The sequence below is a fragment of the Streptomyces odontomachi genome, assembly GCF_024435355.1.
Lineage (GTDB): Bacteria > Actinomycetota > Actinomycetes > Streptomycetales > Streptomycetaceae > Streptomyces > Streptomyces odontomachi.
Genome location: NZ_JAMJWG010000004.1, coordinates 375,012 through 396,111 on the forward strand (window position 1 = coordinate 375,012; position 21,100 = coordinate 396,111).

Sequence of the window (21,100 nt, forward strand, 5' to 3'; positions counted from 1 at the left end):
CGCTCCGACACCGGGGGATGTGCGGGTGCGGGGCGGTGGCCGTGGCAAGTCCCGCAATGCCACAAGACTGAGGCGCTGATGGCGCGACGCTCAACCAGAGCAACATAAACAATCAGAAACGTTCAGAACCGATCGAACGCTTAAGGCCTTACAAACGGCGAGCCGGCTGCCTGGCCCCAGCCCCCTAGCTAGCTAGGTGAGGCTCGGCGCCACCGGACTGGTGGCGCCGGGAGCTCTTAACCTACGGTCTGAAACCGCACTTATTGTCCGCTAGCGTCTCCACCAGGAGTGCCCGGTCCAGATAGTGGTTGCCTCGCTCGCAAGAGGTCTCGGCGGCGAACAGGCATGCGTGGCAGGCTGCCCCGTGCAGCCGTGCATGGACAGTCGGGTCGTGCTCGGCGCACATGGGGTCGGAACTGCACAATCTTGCTTCCTCCAAGGCCTGGGCCATTGCCGGTCCGAGCCGTTCCCTGCGCCCCAATGAAACCAGTCCGCCCAGTGTTCCCTCGCTGTCCGGGGCAGCGGTATAGAGCAGAATCCCGGCCATGGGATCGGGGCCGGAGCGCGCGTAAATGCGTTCAGCTATGCCGGAGGCCCCATATCCGCATTCCAGTGCGAATTGACGGATGAGCACATGCGCCAGTGTGTGAAGGAGGACGTATCGAACACCGGGCCAGCGAGGCTCCACCCCGCGGGCCAGGCACCAGTCCGCATGGGCGGTTTTCAGCAGGCGCTCGCGGGCGAGGACGGCTTCCTGCTGTTCCCAGTCGGCGATCCGCTGCTCGTTGAGGGTGAGGAAGACGCCCTCCCCGCGAAGCTCCGCGCAGGGGACCCAGGGGGCATTGTCGCGACTCAGCGGAGCGATGGTACGTGCTTGTGTCTCCTCCTCGGGCAGCCACTCGGGAGCCTCGATGCGGGTGAAGCCGGTGAGAGCCGAGACTTCACGTAACCGGTGGACGAGGACCACACTGTCAAGCCAGCCGGCCGTGCCCTCAGGCAGATGGCGCTCCCGCACCGTGGTGAAGTCAGGCAGTGTGTGGTCACGGGGTTGGGTGAAGGCCCGCCACTCGGGCGTGGTGAGATCGAACTCCTCGTCCTCGTCCTGCTGACCGCCGGCGGCTGCCTGGGCCTCCTTGGTGATTGCACTCCATACCGCGTCCGCTCCGTAGTGCTCCAGCTCAGCCCAGCACGCCTGGGTGGGCAGCAGCATCTTCGCCGCGTCGGCCGGGACGGCGGCCAGCGGTGACAGGAGGCCCCAGTGCTCCTTGACCGCCTGGGTGAGCGGCTCTTCAGCGCGGGGGATGCTGAACACCCTCAGCTGGCATGCGAACCAGCTGTTGGTGGCGCCGAGTGCCATGGTGCGCGCGTGTTGCTGGCACCCCCTGGGGTCGAAGGTGCCGAGATGCGGGTGGTGGCCGCGGCAGGCCGGCAGGTTTCGTTCACCGGCCTGGCCGAGGGCGTCCGCCATGGAGCGCCGCTTCCCGCAATCCTTGGTGATGCAGCGTACGAAGACGTTGGCCGCCTCACCGGTGGTTCCGGACTCGGTCAGGGTCAGGGTCGGGTTCGCACACGGCTCCTCGCCCCCATGGACGAAGTAGACCCAGGGGAAGTCGTCCATGTGCCCGTCCTGACAGGCCACGAGGAAGCGCGCCGGCAGTGCGGTGGGCTGGCCCTTGCCTGGACCGCCACAGTGCGCATGGACGTACTTCGTCTTCTCCGGTCGGTACAGGTTGGGCCGAAGCTGAAAGAGCCCGCTGGACGCGGGGGCCAGCTGGTTGCAGCGCTCACGTGAGCACCGCAGCCACCGTGGGAAGAGGCCGACCGGCACGCCGGTCCTGGTCCAGTCCCCGTAGGGATCGGAGGGATTCTCCGGAAGGTGTGGAGGGGTACGCAGGGCCGTCACCTGGCCCCCCAGGCGGCGACGGACGGCGGCCAGGAGCCGGTCCTCGGTCAGCGCGCGGGCACGAACGGGGTCCCAGTCGTCGAGGCCCATGACCATGGTGGAGAGGTTGGGCAGGTCGGTGACGGCGCCAATGCCGTATGTATGGAGGAGCTGGCTGGGGCGCAGCTCGCCGACGCGCAGCCCTTGGGCGGCGGGACTGGTCATGTGGTCTCCCAGGGATCTGCGTCGGCGGCCGGAGCGTCGTCATCGAGCTGCTGACGAGGAACGAAAGGCGGCTCTTCCACCATCTCGGCGGCCGACTCACCGGAGAAGATCAGCCGGATCGGCGGCTCGACCTCGCGCAGCGAGGTAGGACAGGTCATCGGCCGCCATGGACCGCTGTCGGGCTCCAGCAGAAGGGGCGCGACGTCACCCTGGCGCCGGGCTGCACGGTAGCCGAGGACGGCGCCTGGCGCCCTGCGTTTCTGCTCCCAGTAGTCGAGGCGTGTGTCGAGACGGGTGCGTACCTCGTTCCCCACGTGGTGATCATCAGTGACATCCCGAGCTCGCAGTTCCAGCGAACGAACGGCGTGACTGACCACCTCGCCACGTCGGTCCACGTACTGCGCCCCGCGGTTGGCGTTGTAGTCGGGTTTGAGGTTGCGCACCAGGGAGGCCAGGACACCGGTGAGCCCGCGGTCCATGGCTCGATCGGCGAACGGGGTCACGGAGAGCGCCTCGACGTGCTGATACAGGGTGGCGTGGAAGGACTCGAACGTCTCGTAGTGCGAAAGGTCCCTGGGACGAGCCCAGTTGAGAAGGGTGAAGACGAGGCCTGGCGCCCGGCGGCCGACACGGCTGGTGGCCTGGATGTACTCCGCTGTCGATTTCGGCTGGTTGCTGACAACCATCGCCCCGAGTCGTGAGACGTCGACCCCGACCGCGATCATGTTGGTAGCGAGCAGGACGTCGATCGGGCGGGGGGAACCCTTCGGGCGTCGTCCGAAGCCGATGTCCAGCTTCTCCAGAATATCGGGAATGGCGTCCGAGGCCATCCGGCTGGTCAGCTCGGCCGGTTCCCCGATCCGCCGGACGGCGAGCCCTCGCCGGTCCGCCCGCAGCAGTCGCGCCGACACGTCATCCTCCACCAGACGCCGCATGCCCCCCAGGTCACGCAGGCTGTTGAAGTACCCGACCAGCGTCATGTACGGGTCGGTGAGCTCGCTGGCCCCGTACGTCTCGTACAGATGTTGTGCGGCGGCGAGCTGGGCCACGAAGACCCTGATCGCGACGGACTTCGTCCGCACTCCTTGGGCACAGATGCCGACGTACCTGCGGCCAGGTGTTTCAGAGGTGCGACGACGGCGGGCAAAGAACGTGTCGTCCGCGCTGAGCCCCGAAGGGGGAAAGACAGCCGTGCGACGCGCGAAGAGATCGTGGATCTGCCGGTCGGCGCGGCGGACGGTGGCCGTGGAGGCGATCACTTTGGGGCGCACGCTGCGGCCGGGCTCGGGTTCCCAGGTGGAGAGCCGGTCCACAGCCGTTTCGTACAGTCCGGTCAGTGACCCCAGCGGGCCCGAGATGAGGTGTAGCTCGTCCTGAACGATCAGATCAGGTGGGCGCACCCGAGCGGCGTCGACGGTGGACGCGGACTCGTGGTCGGGCGTTGCCGGATGGCTGGAAGATTCCCAGTCCGTGTCCACCGCGGACGGAGTGACATAGCCATGCCGGGTACAGCGGCGGGACACTTGCCCGAACAGGGCCTGGGTGTCGCCCTTCCAGGGCAACTGGGCGAACTTGTCAACGGTGGCGATGACGAGACTGGGAGGGAAGCGGTAGATCTCCTCGTCGACGACGAGGACGGGCAGTCCCTGTTCGTCCGCGGGCAGCCCGAAGGCGCTCATGCCGAAGGGGCACTCGAAGGCGTCCGGGCAGGTGACGAACGTGCGGCGGAGTGTGGTGTCCACACCGATGTCGCGGCCGGCCTCCATCTTTGCGCCACACCATGGGCAACTGGTGAGCTGGTGGGGCGACCCCATGCGGCTGAACCCGCCGAACCCCCGCTCTTTCTTGCGCTCTTTCACCCAGTCAGCGGCCTGGTCGGTGGTGTTGGGAGTGACCCGGCCGCCCACCCACAGCCCGATACGGAACGGGTTACGACCCCAAAAACCAGGCCGTTCACGGCGGACCACCTCGCAGGCACAGATGAGCGCGGTGGCACGCTGGAACTGTTGGATGGTGAGCAACCGCAGGGTGTAACGCATGATCACGGCAACGCCGTGCTCGGCGTCGAGCCCGCCCAGGTGCGGCTTGCGCCGTCGGATGGCGAGGGTGAACGCGGTCAGACCGAGGTATGCCTCGGTCTTGCCACCGCCGGTGGGGAACCAGAGGAGGTCGGCGAGCGCATCGCGGTCGTCAGCGCGTTCCGCATGCCCGGGGTCCGCGAGCGCAGGCAGGTTGAGCAGAAGGAAGGCCAGCTGGAAAGGGCGCCAGCTGCGATTCTTCGGAATGTCTGCCCTCTCCACCGCCTCTTGGAGCAAGGACGCGGGTGAGCGACGTCGGTCGCCTGCGGCGAGAGTGTGGACACGCTGGTGCCACATCGCGCGATTGGCGAACCGGAAAGCCTCCAGTGCCTCCGGATCGTCTCGGAGCAGATCGATGCCGGCCTGGATGCGGTCGGCGGCCTGAGTCGCCAGGCGCATGTTCTCCTGGGCTTCCCGCCGATACTCCTCAAGCCCGGAGGCCGGAGCGTCCACCAACCGCAGCTGCCTCTTGATCCAGGACCGGTAACCCTGTACCAGCGGAAGCAGACCGGTGCGCAGCGAACCAGGTTCGAGCCTGCTCAGCTCCCTCATGTCCACCACGAGTCCGGTGAGCTCCGGCAAGTCCTCATCACGGGCGTCCGTGTGGGGATCCGGGACGTCCGTGTGCGGAACCTCGTAGGACGGCGCCGCCGCGCTGGAGATGCGGACCGCGCGCCTCGGATCGGACGAGGCCGGCTTCGCGTGTACGCCGGTGCCGTGACCTACGGCGAACTCAGGAAGGAAGCGGTACGTCATGGCCAGCGAACGCTGCTCGTCCAGATCGCTGCCGGCCGGCTCCATGTCACGCCGGGGCAGGAAAGGAGCGGTGCCGGGTGCTCCGGTGACCGCCATCGACACCTGGAACATCCAATGCGCGCAACCCGGTCGGTCCTCTTGGCCGTTGACGAGGAACAGGGAGACCAGCCACGAACCCTCATGCCGCCGGGCGCGGCCTTGTACGACGATGCGCGGGAAGTCCTCCCTGTGCACCGGCTGTCCGTCCAGCTTGCCTTCCGTCAGCTTCACGGAAACTGAGTGCGAATAGGGCACCCGGTGATACACGCGCCCGTGGTTACCCTCGATCTTCGACTCGCCGCGTTCGTACCGTGCCCAGTTGCACTCGACGGTCAGTTCCTGGACACCGTCCTCCACGCGCACGGTCATGCCCAGTGCCGAGGGATGGAGACTGGGTACGTTGGGCGCGGAGGGCTCGTGGTCGCCGGCCTCCGGCTCCAGCTCGGGAGTCATGCCGTGCTCGTCCAACGTGTCGGGCTGGACTTCCTTGCCCACCCTGTGCTCGCCGTTCTTGTCCAACCGGCCGCCGGGCGCCAGACGCCCGATGATGTAGTGGTCCAGCGGGTTGCCGGCAAGCTCTTCCGGCTCTTCCCCTTCGGGTCCGAGCAGATCGCGTACGACCAGCTCGGCCAGCCGGTCCCGTAACTGCTGCGGGGTGGGCGCGGAAAGAACGGCGTCGGCGCCGAGGCCCGGATCGGTACCGGACACGGCGAGAGAATCCTGGGTCACGCGCCCAGATTAGGCGCGAGCGCTGACAACAGGCAGGACTTGTGTGGGAATGCCAAGGTCATCTTGCCTGAACCGCTCATGTGACTGATTTCGGCCGTCCGTCGATCAAGAACCTTGGCTACGGACACGACGCTCGTTACGCTGCGTCGCCCAAGGGGTACGACATGCGTACGGCCTCCATTCGGTCACAGCCGCATGGAGGTGCGGAAAGGCGCCCGGGGGACGGATGGCAGACAGCAAGACAGGCGGTATTCCGCAGCAGGCGTCGAACGGTGCGCCGTCCGTGCCGACACCCGCTCCACCGCCGCAGTGGGCCACCGCCTCCGTGGGTTTCGGGGACAACGGCCATCGCGGTGACTTCGGCGAACAGTTCATCCGGATGCTGGCCGCCGCCGCCAATATCGACGCCACCAAGCGGGAGCGCGACCGAGTGGGTGTCGACTGGCAACTGGGCCACCCGGGGCGGTCCGGCACCCGTCGATATCCGGTCATTGAGGCGCAGGTGAAGTGCACCTCGTCTCCGGACATGCACACAGAGCACATTGCCTACCCGCTCAAGATGAAGAACTTCAACATGCTGGCCGGCCGGGACTTCGACATCCCCCGCTTCCTCTTCCTCGTCCTCGCGCCCTTGGACCCCTTCGCCTGGTCGCACGCCGACCCCGACCGCCTCTTACTGCGCCATGCGGCCTACTGGGTGTGCTTACACGACCAGGATCCACTCGAAGACCGGACGAGCGGTACGCGCACGGTCCACGTGCCGCGTGCCCACCTGCTGACGGTGGGATCCCTGCACGACCTCTTTGCCGAGGACTACCGAGACATGCTGGTGGCGTCATGAACGTGATCACGGACGCGGAGTTCGAAGAGGCCGCCCAGGTCCGTCCTGATCTGCTGCAACGCTATCTACGCGCTAAGGGCTGGCACTCCGATCGCGGACTCTCCGGCGCCGAGGTGTGGGAGCGGACTCCTGAGGGGGAGGCAGGGCTGCCCTACGAGGTCCTGGTGCCTCTGCAACAGCGCCGTGACTACGCCGGCAGGGTCGCCGACATCCTTGAGACCCTGGCCGTCGTCGAGTCCCGCCGCCCCGGCGACATCCTTCGGGAGATGCAGCTTCCCCCGGTCGACTGGCAGTTCCTCCGCCTGGTGCCTCCCGGCCCGTCAGGTACGGCTCCGCTGCTGGACCTGGTGTCGGCCCTCACCGGCCTCAAAGACCTGCACACCGCCGCCGCGTCCTCCGCGCTCACCCCGCAGGCCGTGCAGCCCGGCCAGAAGCCGCAGGCGGTGAAGGACCATGTCGCAGCGGTACGGCTGGACCAGACCCGAGTCGGCAGCTACGTCGTCGCCGCGCACATCCCGTTGCCCGACCCGCGCAGCCGGCTGCCAAGCGAGGAGCAGCAACAAGCGGCGCTCTTTCACAACGACGCCGTTCCGAACGGGCCTGGCTCGCGCAGGACCGAGCCGTTCGGACGAATGGTGACTCGGACGCTGTACGCAGGGGTCACCTGCGCGGTCGCCGCGGCGGAGGAGACCCTGTCACGGGACTCGCTTGCTGACTTCGAACGGTATGCAGGGGCGGGCCTGTCGGCGAACCTGTGCGAGTCCCTTGTCAGGATCGCCGGGGAGGAGCGGCGTGGCTTCTCGCTGGGATTCTCCTGGTCGCCCGAGCTCCCGGTCGCACAGCCGTCACCACCTGTGCGCATCGCCTCCCGGCATCTGGTGGCACTGGAGGAGGGCGCCAAGGATCTACGTGCACGGTTGGGGCGTGAGGTCGGTGCGGTCCTGCGAGGCATGGTCAGCCGTCTCAGCTCGGAGGAGCAGGGCTACCGTGAGGCCACGATCTACGGTTCGTTCGAACACGAGGATGCCGAGCGCTTTCGGCGTGTGCGCGTGCGGTTACGCCCGGAGGACGTCGACCGGGCGACCGACGCGTGGCGGAACCGGTACGAGGTGGCGGTGCGGGGAGATCTGGAGCCCCGCGGCACGGGCGTGCGGATGAGGGCGGTGACCGCGTTCGCGGTACTCACGGAGTGATCCCCTGGCTTCACGTACCCATGGCCTCGTCCAGGACCGCGGTCAGCTCCCGCAGAGCCTCCTGGGCGACAGCCGGGTCCTTGTGTTCCAGGTTGCTCTTGGCCCAGGCATAACGTGCGGACAGGTCGGGGCGGCGGGCGATCTCGATGTCCCTGGCCCAGGCCAGGACCCAGCTCCGCACAGGGTTGAGCGACTGCCATTCGACGGCCTTCGCGAACGCCTCGTCTTTCGTCTGCTGCATCTCCGCCAGGCGGTCGGGGGCGACGACGGCGAGGGCGGCACGCAGGGCGTCGGGCGTCTGCTGAGGGCGGGGAACCGCCTCGCGTGGTGGTTCGGAATTCGCGGAGGACATGGGTGGCTCCCCGTTCACTCAGCAGGCGTCGTACATGTTCGTTCCTGTCACTCCTCTTCGAAGATCTCTTCGACGGACGGCGCGGTGACGGCGCGGGCGAGCCAGCGGCGGAGGATCTTGGAGTCGTCACGGCCGGTGATCTGGGTGCGGATGTCATCCGACACTTCGAGGCCCCGCTGCTCCAGGACGAGCAGGATGTCCTGCGCATGGCCTTCCGCCCAGCCTTCCTCGCGGATTTCCTTCCGAGAGCCACGACTTGTAGAAGGAGAGGTCCACGGCCACCAGTTTCCTCCAGGTGTGCTTGGCGGGGCGGTTGCCAGCACTTGAGCGGTGAGTTCGACGATCGGGTAGCGGCACACACGGGGGCGTGTGTTCGCCCGGGAGTGGGGTTCTCCGCCGGCTACGACTGACTGGGCGTGCGGGGGCACGCTAAGGATTCGGGTATCCATCGAGAAGGGTCGTCTTCCTTGGTGGTCAGGCCGTCGCTGAAAGCCTCAGCAGCTATCGGCATTCCCAGCATTTCGGCCGGGAAGGTTCGTAACGGTGTCACCAAAGCGTGAGGGCTTCGGTGTCCTGATGACGATCTCTCGTTTCTGTCCGCCGCTGGTGCGGCAGGGTTGCGCCACCTGCCCGCCCCGTCCCCGTCGTGCGACGGGGACGGATGGCGCGGGTCTTACGGTTGGCTCCACGAGGCTTCGACACCACCGGGGCGGTGTCCTGGTCTCCGGCCACTCCGGTACCAGTGGTGCAGGCTGCTGCGAGTGCGGCAAGGTTGTGTGCGGCGTTGACGTCCCGATGGATGACCAGGCCGCAGAGGTCGCATCGGTAGATCCGGACATGCAGCGGCAGCTTGGCTCTCACCGCGCCACACCCGGAACAGATCTTGGACGAGGGAAACCAGCGGTCAGCGACCACGAGACAAGTGGCGTGGCGCTGGCGGGTCTTGTAGGCAAGCTGGCGGCGAATCTCGCCGAATCCGGCGTCGGCGACCTGGCGGGCCAGGCGTCGGTTCTTCAGCATGCCGGCAGCGTTGAGGTCTTCGACGACGATCGTGCCGTATTCGGTCGCCACGGCGGTGGTGAGCTTGTGCAGGGCATCTTCGCGGAGGTTCGCCACCCGGTGATGCACCTTGTTTCGGGCGGTGTTGGCCTTCTCCCACCGCCTGGACGGCTTCTGCCCCGTGCGCCGGTCGGGGCCCTGGCGGCGGGAGACGGTCCGAGAAGCGTGGCGCAGTTGCCTGAGCACCACGTCCAAGTGCCGCGGGTTTGGCACAGCGCGGATCTCGCCCGTCGAGTCGGCCATCACCGCCAGGGTAATGACCCCGAGATCGATCCCGACCGCCACCCCAGGCCGGGCAACCTTGGTGATCTCCCGCGCGGTCTCGACCTGGAAGGAGACGAACCACCGCCCACGCTCGTGGCGGACCGTCGCGGACAGGACGCGGGCCGTCCCAGCCTGGACGCGGCCCAGGAGCTTGACCGCGGGTTCATGCGTGCGAAGTGTGCCGAGCCGGGGCAGCGTCACGTGCCGCCCGTCGCCCTCGACGCGGATCGCACCCGTGGTGAACCGGCAGGCAAGGCGCGCCTTCCGCTTCGACTTGAACCGCGGCGCACCCATCCGCTTGCCGCGCCGCTTGCCCTGCTGTGACTTCGCGTAGTTGTCGAACGCGGCCGACGCGTTCGCCAGGCCGGTGTTGTATGCCTCCTTAGAGTTGTCCTCCCACCAGGCAGCAAACCGTGGGTCGGTGCGCTTGGCCTCGTTGAACGCCTTTCGTAACGCTGGTAACGACCACGGCCGCCAAGCCGTCAGCTGGGCCTGGGGGATGCCGTATGTCTCCTCCGCGGCCCGCTGCCACCAGGAACCGGTCACCCAGCCGACAGCCCAGTTGTATGCGGCACGCGCGGCCCCGCAATGCGACCGCAACGCGGCCTCCTGGCCGGCATTCGGATCCAGGGCGAACCGGAAAGCCTGCACCACGAAACCCGGCTGCGGCTTGAACCTCTTCATCGTCCTGGACCCCCTTCCTCAACTCGGAATCGGCGTGACGAGCGCGGTATAGACCCTCGCCTGGCGGTTGCGGTCCTTGCCGCTCTTGACCTGGTAAGCAACGGTCACCTTCGAGGGGCCGGCCTTAACTGAGATCTGCTGATGAATCACCGCAACAATTGTTAGCTCTCGCACTGGGATTGCTCCCGGCGAGGGCCGATTCGGTCTGCGGTTTTGTGTGGTGCGTCGCCACTGAGCGTAAGGGAGTTGGGGGCCGGAAAATCCAGCCACGCCGGAAATGTTCACCCACCCGAGTGAGCGGACGCCCTGGGCGAAAGCACACGACGCGGACGAAGGGACGGTGCGGGTGGGGTGGGGTGGGGCCTGGCGGAGTCCTTTCCCTCACGTTTGTTGGGGAGAGTCGCCGGTGCCACCGGAGCGTGAGGGGACGGGTTCCGGTCGCCCGATGCGCAGTTCAGCCCAGACGATCTTTCGCGGGAAGCGGTCCTCGGTCACTCCCCAGCGGTCGGCGAGTGCGTCCACGAGAAGAAGCCCACGACCCGACTCCGAGTCCGGGTCGGCGGACTGCCGCAGTTCGGGGAGACGTTCACCGCGGGTGTCCGTGACCTCGATGCGGAGGACGTCTCCGATCACGCGGAGCGCGAGGCGGAAATCCCGGCCCGGGACACGGCCATGTGTCGCCGCGTTGGACGCCAGCTCGGCCACGAGCTGACAAGCCGTCACCGTCGGCAGTCCCCAGCGGCGCAAGTGCACTTCGGCAAGCAGCCGCGCGAGGCGGGCACCGCGGGGTGTGGACGACAGCTGCATGGCGAAGTCGGGCACGTCGGCGGAGGCGGCGGCGCTGGCGGTGGGGTCGGTTTCGGCCGTGGCCGTAGCGATTTCGAGGTTCACATCACTCAGCGTGGCCGCATCCGCTTACCGTGATGCGTAACGGAGCCGTTGCGTACGGTGACTGTCGGCATCTTGTCCGGTGCTGTCCGGGCTGTCGTGACGGTTGGTACGGGTACAGGGGCGTCGCGCGGTACGACGCCGCACAGCGCGCAACGAGGGAGGGTCCACGGATGTCGGTGGATGGCGAGGCGGAACAGCCCCAGAGCGAAACGGACGAGGCGGGTTGGGAGGTGGATCCGGACGACGACTGGGGTATCGCCGTGATCGCCACCGTGGGGCGGCAGCTGAAGCTGCGCCGGGAGGCGGCGGGGATGCGCGCCGCGGAGTTCGGGACGGCGGTCGGGTACGGCGAGGACATGGTGTACAAGATCGAGGGTGGAAAGCGGATTCCGCGACCTGAGTACCTGGACAAGGCGGACGAGGTGCTGAAGGCCGGCGGTCTGATCTCGGCGATGAAGGAGGATGTGCAGCGGGTTCGGTATCCGAAGAAGGTTCGGGAACTGGAGAAGCTGGAGCGCAAGGCGGTCGAGATCGGGGTGTACGTGCGCAACAGCCTCAGCGGGTTGTTGCAGACACCGGAGCACGCGCAGGCCTTGATCGAGGCTGCCCAGCCGCCCTATTCGCCAGACGATGTGGAGCGCATGGTTGCCGCTCGCATGGCTCGGCAGGCGGTCTTTGCGCGAGACCCAGCGCCGTCCCTCAACTTCGTGCTGGAGGAGGCACCGCTGCTGCGGGAAGTCGGAGGCACAATGGTGTGGCGACAACAGCTCGAACGTTTGCTTGAAGTGGGGCAGTTGTGGAACGTCACGCTTCAGGTGATGCCGACGAAGAGCGATCCCCACCCAGGGGTGGATGGCAGGATCGAGCTGCTGAAGTTCCCGGACGGTACTGCCATCGGACGCGCCGACGGCGCATTCAACGGCCGTCCCGTCTCAGAGCCGAGACAGCTGCGAGTCCTGGAGCTGCAATACGGCGCCATCAGGGCTCAGGCTCTCCGGCCGCGGGAGTCACTGGCCTTCATCGAGAAACTGCTGGGAGAATTATGATCCGCAAGGCTTCCACCAGGGATGCCTCCGAACTGGCCTGGTTCAAGAGCAGCTACAGTGACGGCACCAACGGCGAGTCCTGCGTCGAGATCGCCACCAACCCCGGCATCGTCCACGTCCGCGACTCCAAGGATGTCGATGGACCCCGGCTTGCACTCACAGCCGGCGCTTGGGCGCACTTTGTACTCTTCGTCTCGGAGAGCTGACGCCTCAACGGCACGTGCCCCGCACATGGTCGTTACCGGGAGCGGGGCACGTTGGCGTATGGTTCAGAATAACGTGTCTGGCTTGGGGAATAGCCCGCCGTCGTCGAATCTCTCTTGGGTGCGCTGAGAGTTGTGCGCAGCGGCCCGAGCTCTCGCCTTCCGGGCAGCAGCACGCCGGCGCTTGGCCTCCTCTGTATACAGCCCCTGCTCCACCTCTTCCTTGTGCCGCACGTGATTCAGCTCCAGGAGTCGGTCCAGAATCTCTGTCTGGGCATTGGGAGCGATCGTGAAGCGTGAACCTTGGCGCGTTTTTCGAAAACTATGTTGCAGGTCGATGTCAGCCCAGCCGTAGGCTTCCATCACGGTACGGTCGATCTCCACGTGGGCATCACGAATGGCCTGGATGTCGACGGCGGTTTTCGATTTATCGTGGACAAGGTTGTAGAGCTTGGTTAGCCCGATGCCGTAGGTGCACATGGCAGTGCGCTGATTTCCCTCGAGAACCTCCCCAGCTGCCGCGAGGGAGCTTGTTTCTTCAGGTCTCGGGAAGTTCTCGTAGACGTCTGCTGGTGTGTAACGGATGCGGGCTTCATGGGTCGACCCCCATTTGAGGACCCAAGCCAGGTGAATATTGCTGGAGAGGAGCCCAAGCTCGGCAGTTGAATCGTTTGGAAAAACCACCACCTGCTCGCTTATGACCTGTGATGTAGAAATCCTTACTGGCATAACCGCCTTGCTTACGCGGGCGATCGCGATGACCTCTTCAAGGTCGGCCATTTGGCGTGTCAGCATTGGTCGCTTATCTGCGTACTGCCACCAGCGCTCAGGAAGGGGCTTCCGTAAGACGTATGATCCGTCAGCGTTTCGCCGTTGCCGCACAGGCCTAACTTCGCGTTCCAGTATTTCGTATACGACTGAGTACTGGCGTGCTTGCTCCTCAGACCAGTCATGAAAGTTGATTACCCACCGGCTGGCAGAACAGTCGGGTCTGGAATTTAAATCTTCGCCATTCATGTAAGGGAAGAGCACCTCACGGTTTCGCGCATCCTGCGTGATGAGAGCGTGAGCGCTTTCTGGGGACAGAACGAATCCTTTGCCGAGAACGATCGCACCCTGGAACGACTTGTCCTCGTTCTCAAGCAGTGGATAGGGTTTGCCGCTCACCCGTGAGGCCGGATCCAAGCCAGAAGTGATTCCCGGAACCGGATTACCGTCAAGAATTAACGTCTCGTCTGCTACGTATGGGCCCAGCCATATCAGGGAGACTTCAATCGCCGCCGTGCCCGGCCATGGCCGAGACTTGATGGCTCGGTAGATTGACCATCCCGAAACAGTTGCTTGATCGAGACCCACCTCACGCGTCTGATTTTGGGCGATGGAGTTCGTCGCGATGATTCCTGACCGTTTGCCTGGGACGAGGGTTAGATTACGAAGAAGAAAATATGCACACAGGTCGGCCCCTCCGCGGACGCCATTGCCGATACGGTTCACGAGATATTCTCGGTAGTCGGTTCCTACCGCTCCAGTTAGCATCCGTCCACCCACAAACGGCGGATTCCCCACCACCGCATCAAACCCGCCACGGGCCCCGGAACCGACTCCACCCTCGCCCCCCACCCCCATAATCTCCGGAAACTCCAACGGCCAATGCAACGGCCGAATCGCCGCCGCCCGCGGCCCCTTCAGCCACCCGTCCACGATCTCCCGGGCCCGAACCTCCGCCCCCTCAGCACCGGCCCCCTCCCCCATCGCCGTGGCGACAAGACCCGCCACCGACTCCAACCGCTCGCGATACGCCGCCGACTTCGCGTCCTCCTTGGCCTCCGCATGAGCCGCCCGGCCCCGCGCACCCCCGACGTTCTCCACGCCGGTGATCTCCGTTGCCTCCTCGTCGGATATGCCCTCCGCCGCCAGCGCGGCCCCCACCACCGCGTCCGCCGCTAGCCGCAGCTTGCCGCTCAACTTCTCGGCATCCCCCAGCAGCCGCGCCTTCTCCCGGACGACCCGGATGTCCGTGACCGCCGTCGCCTCGATCTTCCGGCGCAACTCCGCCGCCTCGCTCAGCAGTGACTCCGTCACCTCCAACGCCCGCGAGACGTCCTGACTCAACTGACGTGCCCCGGAGTCCAGGTGGAACGCCTTGACCTGCTCCATGTCCAGGACCCCGACCAGCGAGTCCCCGCACCGCAGCGCATGGTCCAGGAACGAGAACGGCCGGCCCTTGGACAGCGTCACCAGCCACAGCGACAGCTTGGCCAGCTCCACCGCCATGGGGTCGCGGTCGACCCCGTACAGGCACTGGTCGGCCACCAGCCGGCGTGCGACCTGACGCAGTTGCTCGTGGTCGTCCCGGTCGACGTCCCGCGCGATCTCCGGCGGCAGCCCGTGCCGCAGCCAGGCCTCGACGACCCGCTCGGACAAGTACCGACACGCCGACACCAGGAACGCCCCCGACCCCATCGCCGGGTCGAGCACCCGCAGCTTCAGCAGCTCGTCGGCCGACTTCGCCCGCCACACGCCCCGCTCCGCGCCCTCCGCCGGACCGGGTGCATAGCACAGCGGGGCGAGGGTGTGCTCGACTATCTCCTCGGCCAGTGGTTTCGGGGTGTAGTGGGTGCCCGTGTCACGGCGGTTGCTTGAGCGGACCACCACGACCGAGCCCTCGGGCCACACCTTGGGTTCGCCGCGCAGGTCGATGCCGTACAGGCCGGAGAAGGCGACCGCCCGCTCGATCAGGGCCGCGTCACTGCCGCACGCCGTCTCCAGCTCAGCCGTGACGGTGCCCGACTTGGCGAGCGCGGCCGTGACCGTGGCGGGCTTGGTGCCGGACGCCGCCGCGACCCCCTCCGCCAGCGTGCCCGCCGCTGCCCACTCCTCCAAACGGGCCAGCGGCAACACCGCCTCGTACTTCTTGTCCCGGCCGAACGAGAGGCCCACGTATGCCTCGTCGCCGGTCCAACGGCAGCCGTACTCCAGCAGACCCTCGTAGACATGGCCCATCTGCTCGACGTCCAGGCCCTTGTAGGACAGTCGCTCCTCGCCCTTGAAGCCCTTGCGGGAGCGCAGGGTCAGCAGGGCGTCGAGAATCTCGTAGACCACCCGGTCGGTGACCTTGGCGGGCACCAGCCAGGGGAAGCGGGACGGGTCGAAGAGTGAGCCGCCGTACGGGGGGATCCACAGGCGGTCGTGGGTGCAGCCGCCGTGGATCGCGGCGAAGACAGCGAGGAGCCGGGGCCAGGTTGCGGACGTGCGGTCGCCCAGTTCGCCGCCGTGTAAGCGGCGGGCCGTGGCCAGTTCCTCGTGCAGGGGGCCTACCGCGTATGAGGCGTCGTACAGTTCGTCGCCCGCCGGCAGCAGCCGCTGTTCCTCGGCGTAGAGGAGAAAGACCAGGCGCATCATTACGGCGAGTGCACCCTCGTACACCTCCTTCGCGGCCACGCCGCGCAGCAGCGCCCCGTGTGTCTCACGGTCGAGCCGTGACACCTCGGCGACCAGCAGGGTCACCGCCTCGCGGACCTGGCGGCCGAGGGTGTCGGTGACCTCGGTCTGGGCTTCGGCGGTGCGGGCGAACAGGCCCGCGGTCGAGTCGGTCGGCTTGCCCGCGGCGTCCAGCGGCGGGCGGGCGGCCCGTCGGGCGGTGAGCAGGCTCGCGAAGGCGCGGGCGAGGAGCGGTTCCTCGAACCACAGGTCGGCGTCGAAGACGGCGACCGTCGTCGCCTCCTTGGGGCGGGCGTGCACGAGCGCCCACTCGCGACCGTTGGTGAGCAGGGCGAGCGGGACTTCGCGGGCCCGGCAGAGGTCGGCGGCGCGGTCGACAAGTCCGGGGTGGTCGCCGCTGGGGCGGGTGAGGGAGGCGTCCCACTCCTGGGTGCGGAAGAGCAGCACGCGGGGAGCCGGGCCCGACTCGCCGGGGCCGAGCAGCACCGCGTCGGGAGTGTTCGCACCGGCACGCAACGACTCGGGCAGCTGAGCGCCACCGCGCAGTCCGGGAGAGCGCCATTCAAGCAGTTCGTCCAGGACGAGTTTGTCCCACGCGGGGCGCAGCAGGGCGGGATCCTGCTGGACCTCCGACCATGCCTGGCGCAGCCGGGTCCAAATGTCCTTCGGGATGGTGTCCAGGCCTTGGGGGAACGCACGGACCAGCTCCGGGAGGGAGACGAACGGGCCGTCGGGGCGCAGCAGACGCAGCCAGTCCTCGTGCTGCTGTGCAGGGGTGGGGACCGAACCCCTCGGTGGCAGCACCTTCTTCCTGGGGGCGGCGGGCGGCATCAGGGGTTCTCCTGGCGGGTGGTTGTCGAGAGGGAACGGGGAACGAGGAAGGTGACGGAGACCGGGAACCAGCGGGGCACGGGATCAGCCCAGCGGCGGCGCAGTGCGGCCGTCTCCGCGTCGATCACCTTCGGCAGCCGCCGCCACCGCTCCTGGAGCGCTTCGCGGTCGGCGCGGAGCTGGCGGCGTTCGTCGTCGATGTCGAACAGCGACTCCTGTTGCCAGTGCCCGGTGTCGTCCAGTCGGGCCCGGATCGAGCGGCCCAGTTCCTCCAGGACCGCGCGCATGCCGGCCACCTCCTCCTCGCAGCGGTGGGCGAGCAGGGTGTTGAGCGTGCGGAAACGCCGGTTGGCCTGGGTGTTCAGGGCGCGGGCAAGGCGACCGTCCAGGTCCGGCCACAGGGTGGACAACGCCGCGAGGACGTTGTCTTCCGGTAAGTCGTCCGTCGCGGCGGCGAGCCAGCCCTCGACATCCTCCTTCTTGGCCACGGCGAGTTTCCCCGCCTCGACAAGGCCGCCCGCAGTGATCACCTCCTCGTGGAGCCGGGCTCCGCCGCTGCCCGTGATGACTACGCGGCCGTGCGCGACCACCGCCGGCTGTCGCAGGGCCCCGTCGGGCACCAGGCGGGCGGTCACCCGGGACAACTTCGACTGGTCACCGCCGACCGACCACAGCTCGGCCCGCAGCAGTCGTAAGCACATCTGCACCAGACGGTGGCCCAGGTGCAGATGCATCACGTCCGTGCGGCCCCGGGCCTCGGCCTCGTCGAAGACGACCGGGCGGTCCCGGCCGGTGAGCGGATGGCGCAGTCCGTCGTTGCGGGCCCGTGCCCAGGCGCCCGGCAGCTCGGGCAGCCGGAAGCATCGGGCGTCCCTGCCCGGTTGGGGATCGGCGGCCTCGGTGAGGTCCTTGCGGTGCGCCAACTGGAGCCCGGTGCGTACCACCCGTTCGATCGTTGCGGGGCTCAGATGCAGCTCCTGGCGGCTGACCGTCAGGGCGTTGACCAGGCGCTCCAGTTCCTTGGCCAGGTCGCGCTCAACTTTCAGCACGGCCCTGCCGGACCGCTTGGTTATCTCGGCGTCGGCCGTGGTCCAGCTGGAGCGACGGCCCAGCATCTTCTGTTCGACCTGAGCGGCGATGACCTCGCCCGCGCTGCCCAGGTCCTCCCGGATGCGCTCGGTCTTGCGGGCCGCCACCGCCAGGAAGTGCAGCTCGTCTTCCAGTGCCCCGTCCTCGTAACCGGACTCGGTCTGGTGGTCGTGCGTGGCGTCGAAGCCCTGCCAGCCCGCGGGGACGAAATGGTAGACATCGACCTGGTCGGCCCGCTGGCCGTGCCGGTCGACGCGGCCGTTGCGCTGCTCCAGGCGGTTGGGGTTCCAGGGGATCTCCCAGTGGAGGACGCGATGGCAGTGGGCCTGAAGGTTGATGCCCTCGCTGGCCGCGTCCGTGCCGAGCAGGATGCGCACGGGAGACAGCTCAGGGCTCTCCTGGAACACAGTCTTGACGTGCTCGCGCTCCTTGGGGTCCTGGCCGCCGTACAGCAAGGCGATGCGGTCCTTCGGGTACCCGGCGGCGAGCAGCTGCTCGTACAGCCAGCGCTGCGTGTCGCGGTACTCCGTGAAGACGATGACGCGCTGGTCCTGCCAGTCACCGAGCGGGCCGTCCGGGCACGTGATGTGGTCCAACCAGTCTTGGAAGCGCCCGAACTTGGCGTCGGGCCGCCTCCCGGCCTCCACCGCCCAGCGGTCCAGCTCCGTCAGGAGGGTTCGCTCGCGCTCCGACAACGGGTGCATCGCCTGACGGGCGGCGGTGAACGCACGGCCGGCCGCCTGGGCCTGTTCCTGCTCGTCGTCCTCTTCTGCCTCCTCGACCCCGTCGATCAGTGGTTGGAGTACACGGACGGTGGGTGCCGGCTCGTCATCGTCTGTGACCTGCCGCGACGTCATCGTGTCGAGATGCGTGTTGATGGTCTCCGCGAATGCCTTGGGCGACGACAGGAACCGCTTCTTCAGCAGTGTCGTGACGAAGTCGGCCGCCGTACGACCGGCCTTACCGCCGCCGAGGCCCTCCCGGCGGGATCGCGCATACTCCGCGAGCTTCGCGTACGCCTCTCGCGCCTCCTCGCTGTACCGCACTTCCAAGGCGTGCGGAACGCGGCGCGGGAAGCGTGGTTTGCCGTTCCACAGGGGCGGCAGTTCCGACTTCAGGCGGCGCACCATCACTCGGCGTAGCTGCTCCTCGGACGGCTTGACGCCGCGTGCGAAGCGGTGGTCGTCGAGCAATTCCAGGAGGGCGGTAAAGGACTCCAGATAGCCGTTGTGCGGAGTCGCGGAGAGGAACAGCCGGTGCTCGCAGTGCGGGGCGAGCACCTTCACGGCGCGGGTGCGCTGAGAATCCACCGCGTATTTCCCGGTTCCCGATGGCGCGCAGGTGTGGACCTCGTCCACCACCAACAGATCGAAGGCACGTGGATACTCCGGAACTTGAGGGAGGATCTCGCGCAGCATCCGTAAGGGACGCTCCCGCTTCAGCCAGTCGATCGAGACGATCAGGCGCGGATGGTGCGTCCACGGATTCGCGTAGAGGCCGGCCGAGCGGCGTAACTCGCGCAGCAGCCTGGTGTCGACGATACGAAAGTCCAGGCCGAACTTGTCCCGCATCTCGTCCCGCCACTGAAGGGTCAGCCCGGCGGGGCACACGATCAGCGTGGAGCGAGCGCGGTGCCGCAGCATCAGTTCCTGCATGACCAGGCCCGCCTCGACGGTCTTCCCCAGCCCCACATCGTCGCTGATCAACAGGTTGGTACGCGGCATCGACAGAGCGCGCACCACCGGGTCAAGCTGATAGTCCTGGATCTCCACACCGGAGCGGAACGGGGCTTGAAGTGCGGTCTTGTCCGCCGAGGCAACGGCCCCCCAGCGCACCGCGTCCAGAAAGGCATCAAGTCGGTCAGGATCGTCGAAGCCGTTCTCAGGTGAGGGCAAGGCGTGGCCGTCGTATACCTCCGTGCCTGGCTCCAGCTCCCACACGACCCGTAACTCCTCGTCGAGCCCGTCATCCTCCAGCGAGACGAGTCGTAGCAGGTGGGTGGGGCGTGCGTCGGCAGAGCGGGCGGGATCATCGGAGGTGATTGCCGAGCGGGTCACCTCGGTGACCACCCAGGGGCGGTTCCGCACGGTGACCTGCTGGCCGGGGGCGGGGACGGCGCACGTCGTACTCAAATCGGTATCTGTTACTGCGTTCACTTACGTCCCGCCCCGTGTCCGGCTCATGTTGTTGCACAGCTACTACCCCGGAACCTTAGAACCTGCCCGCCCTGCACGTACGTGCGCAGCACTGACAAATCCACTGCAGTGAAGGCCCTTGGTTTCTCTAGACCGGATAGTCGTGGGTCTCAGAGGACGCCGGACGCCACATGTCGGCCGCACCGCAGCGTGGACCACCTCCCTCGCCAAACTCGCGACCCCACCCGCTACCCTGGCCGTACAGCCACCCCCACCCGGGCGGCTGTACGGCGGTGGGGCCCGCCGTACCCAACCGTGGCCGTACCGGTCGCCAACGGTCCCTACCTGACACTCCCGCGTGCCCGCACGCGGGTCCGAGACGATCAGGTAGGAGCCCGGCACGTGCACCCCGACCACCCCGGCCACCCCGCGCGCCACACGCACCCCTCACACCCCGAAGCCGCCGCACCGGCCGGCGCCAGCGCCACCGGCTGGCAGGCCGAGCCCCTCGATCCGGACATCGCGGTCGACCCGTGGCCGCCCCGGACGTCATCCAGCGCGAACCGTCGTCAGGGCGAGATCCTCGCCGTGGTCGCGGCCGGCGGTGCGATCGGCGCCTGTGCCCGCTACGGCGCCACCCTGCTGTGGCCGACCGTGCCGGGCGCCTTCCCCTGGACCACGTTCTGGATCAACGTCACCGGTAGCGCCGCCATGGGCCTGCTGATGGTCCTGATCACCGAGCGGAGGACCGCCCACCCGTTGGTGCGGCCCTTCCTCGGAACCGGCGTGCTCGGCGGCTACACCACGTTCTCCACGTACGCCGTCGACGCCCGTGACCTCATCGACGGCCGTCACGCCGGCACCGCCCTGCTCTACCTGACCGGCACGCTGGCCGCCGCGCTGCTCGCGCTGTGGGCCGCGGCCACGCTGACCCGACTGCTCGCCCTGCCCCGCACCGCCGAGACGGGAGAGACGGGAGAGACGGCGTGAACTGGCTCATGGTCATCGTCGGCGCGATCGTCGGCGCCCCGTTGCGTTACCTCACCGACCGCGCCGTCCAGGCCCGGCACGACACCGCCCTGCCCTGGGGCACGTTCACGGTGAACGTCGCCGCCTGCACCGGCCTCGGCCTGCTCACCGGCACCGCGACCGCCACGACCGTGCCGTCGGCCGCCCAGCACCTGATCGGCGCCGGACTGTGCGCCGCGCTCAGCACGTACTCGACCTTCTCCTTCGAGACGGTCCGCCTGGCGGAGACGGGCGCGCGACTCTTCGCCGCCGCCAACGCGCTCGTCAGTGTCGTCGCCGGGCTGGCCGCCGCGTACCTGGGCGGCGCGCTCGCCGACGTCTGGCTGGGTTGAC

General features: G+C 67.6%; 14 protein-coding genes and 1 pseudogene. 6 read left to right on the top strand and 9 right to left on the bottom strand.

The features are described from left to right. Positions 1 to 241: 241 nt before the first annotated feature. The gene (gene drmB / locus NQO67_RS12430) at positions 242 to 2,107 is read right to left on the bottom strand and encodes an MrfA Zn-binding domain-containing protein (protein ID WP_255949926.1); all 1,866 of its coding nucleotides are present in this window, start codon (positions 2,105 to 2,107) and stop codon (positions 242 to 244) included. Beyond that, positions 2,104 to 5,709: a DISARM system helicase DrmA gene (gene drmA / locus NQO67_RS12435; protein WP_255949927.1), complete on the bottom strand. Its 3,606-nt coding sequence runs from the start codon at positions 5,707 to 5,709 to the stop codon at positions 2,104 to 2,106. The genes drmB and drmA overlap by 4 nt, the downstream gene beginning before the upstream one ends. Positions 5,710 to 5,935: 226 nt before the next feature. On the opposite strand from drmA, the gene NQO67_RS12440 reads away from it, so the two are divergent. Together NQO67_RS12440 and NQO67_RS12445 are read left to right on the top strand one after the other, a co-directional pair. Continuing rightward, positions 5,936 to 6,550 carry a DUF4365 domain-containing protein gene (locus tag NQO67_RS12440; RefSeq protein ID WP_255949928.1) on the top strand — a complete coding sequence of 205 codons (615 nt, stop codon included), beginning with the start codon at positions 5,936 to 5,938 and terminating at the stop codon, positions 6,548 to 6,550. Then, positions 6,547 to 7,743, top strand: coding sequence for a hypothetical protein (locus NQO67_RS12445; protein ID WP_255949929.1), 1,197 nt, complete (start codon positions 6,547 to 6,549; stop codon positions 7,741 to 7,743). Before NQO67_RS12440 ends, NQO67_RS12445 begins: the two co-directional genes overlap by 4 nt. 10 nt (positions 7,744 to 7,753) lie before the next feature. On the opposite strand, the gene NQO67_RS12450 is transcribed toward NQO67_RS12445, so the two are convergent. The 5 genes and pseudogenes from NQO67_RS12450 to NQO67_RS12470 form a co-directional block, all read right to left on the bottom strand. Further along, a complete protein-coding gene (locus NQO67_RS12450) occupies positions 7,754 to 8,095 on the bottom strand; it encodes a hypothetical protein (protein ID WP_255949930.1) in 342 nt (113 codons plus the stop codon). 47 nt (positions 8,096 to 8,142) lie between these two features. Beyond that, a pseudogene (locus tag NQO67_RS12455) lies at positions 8,143 to 8,442 on the bottom strand (hypothetical protein); the annotation flags it as partial. A gap of 199 nt (positions 8,443 to 8,641) precedes the next feature. Continuing rightward, positions 8,642 to 10,102, bottom strand: coding sequence for an IS607 family element RNA-guided endonuclease TnpB (tnpB, locus tag NQO67_RS12460; protein ID WP_255949932.1), 1,461 nt, complete (start codon positions 10,100 to 10,102; stop codon positions 8,642 to 8,644). A gap of 18 nt (positions 10,103 to 10,120) precedes the next feature. Then, the gene (locus NQO67_RS12465; RefSeq protein ID WP_255949933.1) at positions 10,121 to 10,252 is read right to left on the bottom strand and encodes a hypothetical protein; all 132 of its coding nucleotides are present in this window, start codon (positions 10,250 to 10,252) and stop codon (positions 10,121 to 10,123) included. Between the two features lie 231 nt (positions 10,253 to 10,483). After that, complete coding sequence (locus tag NQO67_RS12470; RefSeq protein WP_255950034.1) at positions 10,484 to 10,909, bottom strand: ATP-binding protein; 426 nt, start codon at positions 10,907 to 10,909, stop codon at positions 10,484 to 10,486. A gap of 254 nt (positions 10,910 to 11,163) precedes the next feature. On the opposite strand from NQO67_RS12470, the gene NQO67_RS12475 reads away from it, so the two are divergent. Continuing rightward, positions 11,164 to 12,039 (top strand): helix-turn-helix domain-containing protein, encoded by an 876-nt coding sequence (locus NQO67_RS12475; RefSeq protein WP_255949934.1) that lies wholly within the window; start codon positions 11,164 to 11,166, stop codon positions 12,037 to 12,039. Continuing rightward, the gene (locus NQO67_RS12480) at positions 12,036 to 12,245 is read left to right on the top strand and encodes a DUF397 domain-containing protein (RefSeq protein ID WP_255949935.1); all 210 of its coding nucleotides are present in this window, start codon (positions 12,036 to 12,038) and stop codon (positions 12,243 to 12,245) included. The genes NQO67_RS12475 and NQO67_RS12480 overlap by 4 nt, the downstream gene beginning before the upstream one ends. Positions 12,246 to 12,308: 63 nt before the next feature. Here NQO67_RS12480 and NQO67_RS12485 read toward each other — a convergent pair whose 3' ends face one another. Both NQO67_RS12485 and drmD read right to left on the bottom strand, forming a co-directional pair. Next, complete coding sequence (locus NQO67_RS12485; protein ID WP_255949936.1) at positions 12,309 to 16,514, bottom strand: Eco57I restriction-modification methylase domain-containing protein; 4,206 nt, start codon at positions 16,512 to 16,514, stop codon at positions 12,309 to 12,311. After that, entirely contained in the window at positions 16,514 to 19,735 is a 3,222-nt protein-coding gene (gene drmD / locus NQO67_RS12490; RefSeq protein WP_255949937.1) for a DISARM system SNF2-like helicase DrmD, read from the bottom strand. The genes NQO67_RS12485 and drmD overlap by 1 nt, the downstream gene beginning before the upstream one ends. A 405-nt stretch (positions 19,736 to 20,140) precedes the next feature. Here drmD and NQO67_RS12495 point away from each other — a divergent pair, with 405 nt between their 5' ends. Beyond that, positions 20,141 to 20,728 carry a FluC/FEX family fluoride channel gene (locus NQO67_RS12495; RefSeq protein WP_374118973.1) on the top strand — a complete coding sequence of 196 codons (588 nt, stop codon included), beginning with the start codon at positions 20,141 to 20,143 and terminating at the stop codon, positions 20,726 to 20,728. Next, positions 20,725 to 21,099 carry a fluoride efflux transporter CrcB gene (gene crcB, locus NQO67_RS12500; protein WP_255949938.1) on the top strand — a complete coding sequence of 125 codons (375 nt, stop codon included), beginning with the start codon at positions 20,725 to 20,727 and terminating at the stop codon, positions 21,097 to 21,099. The genes NQO67_RS12495 and crcB overlap by 4 nt, the downstream gene beginning before the upstream one ends. The last annotated feature ends 1 nt before the right edge of the window (position 21,100 follow it).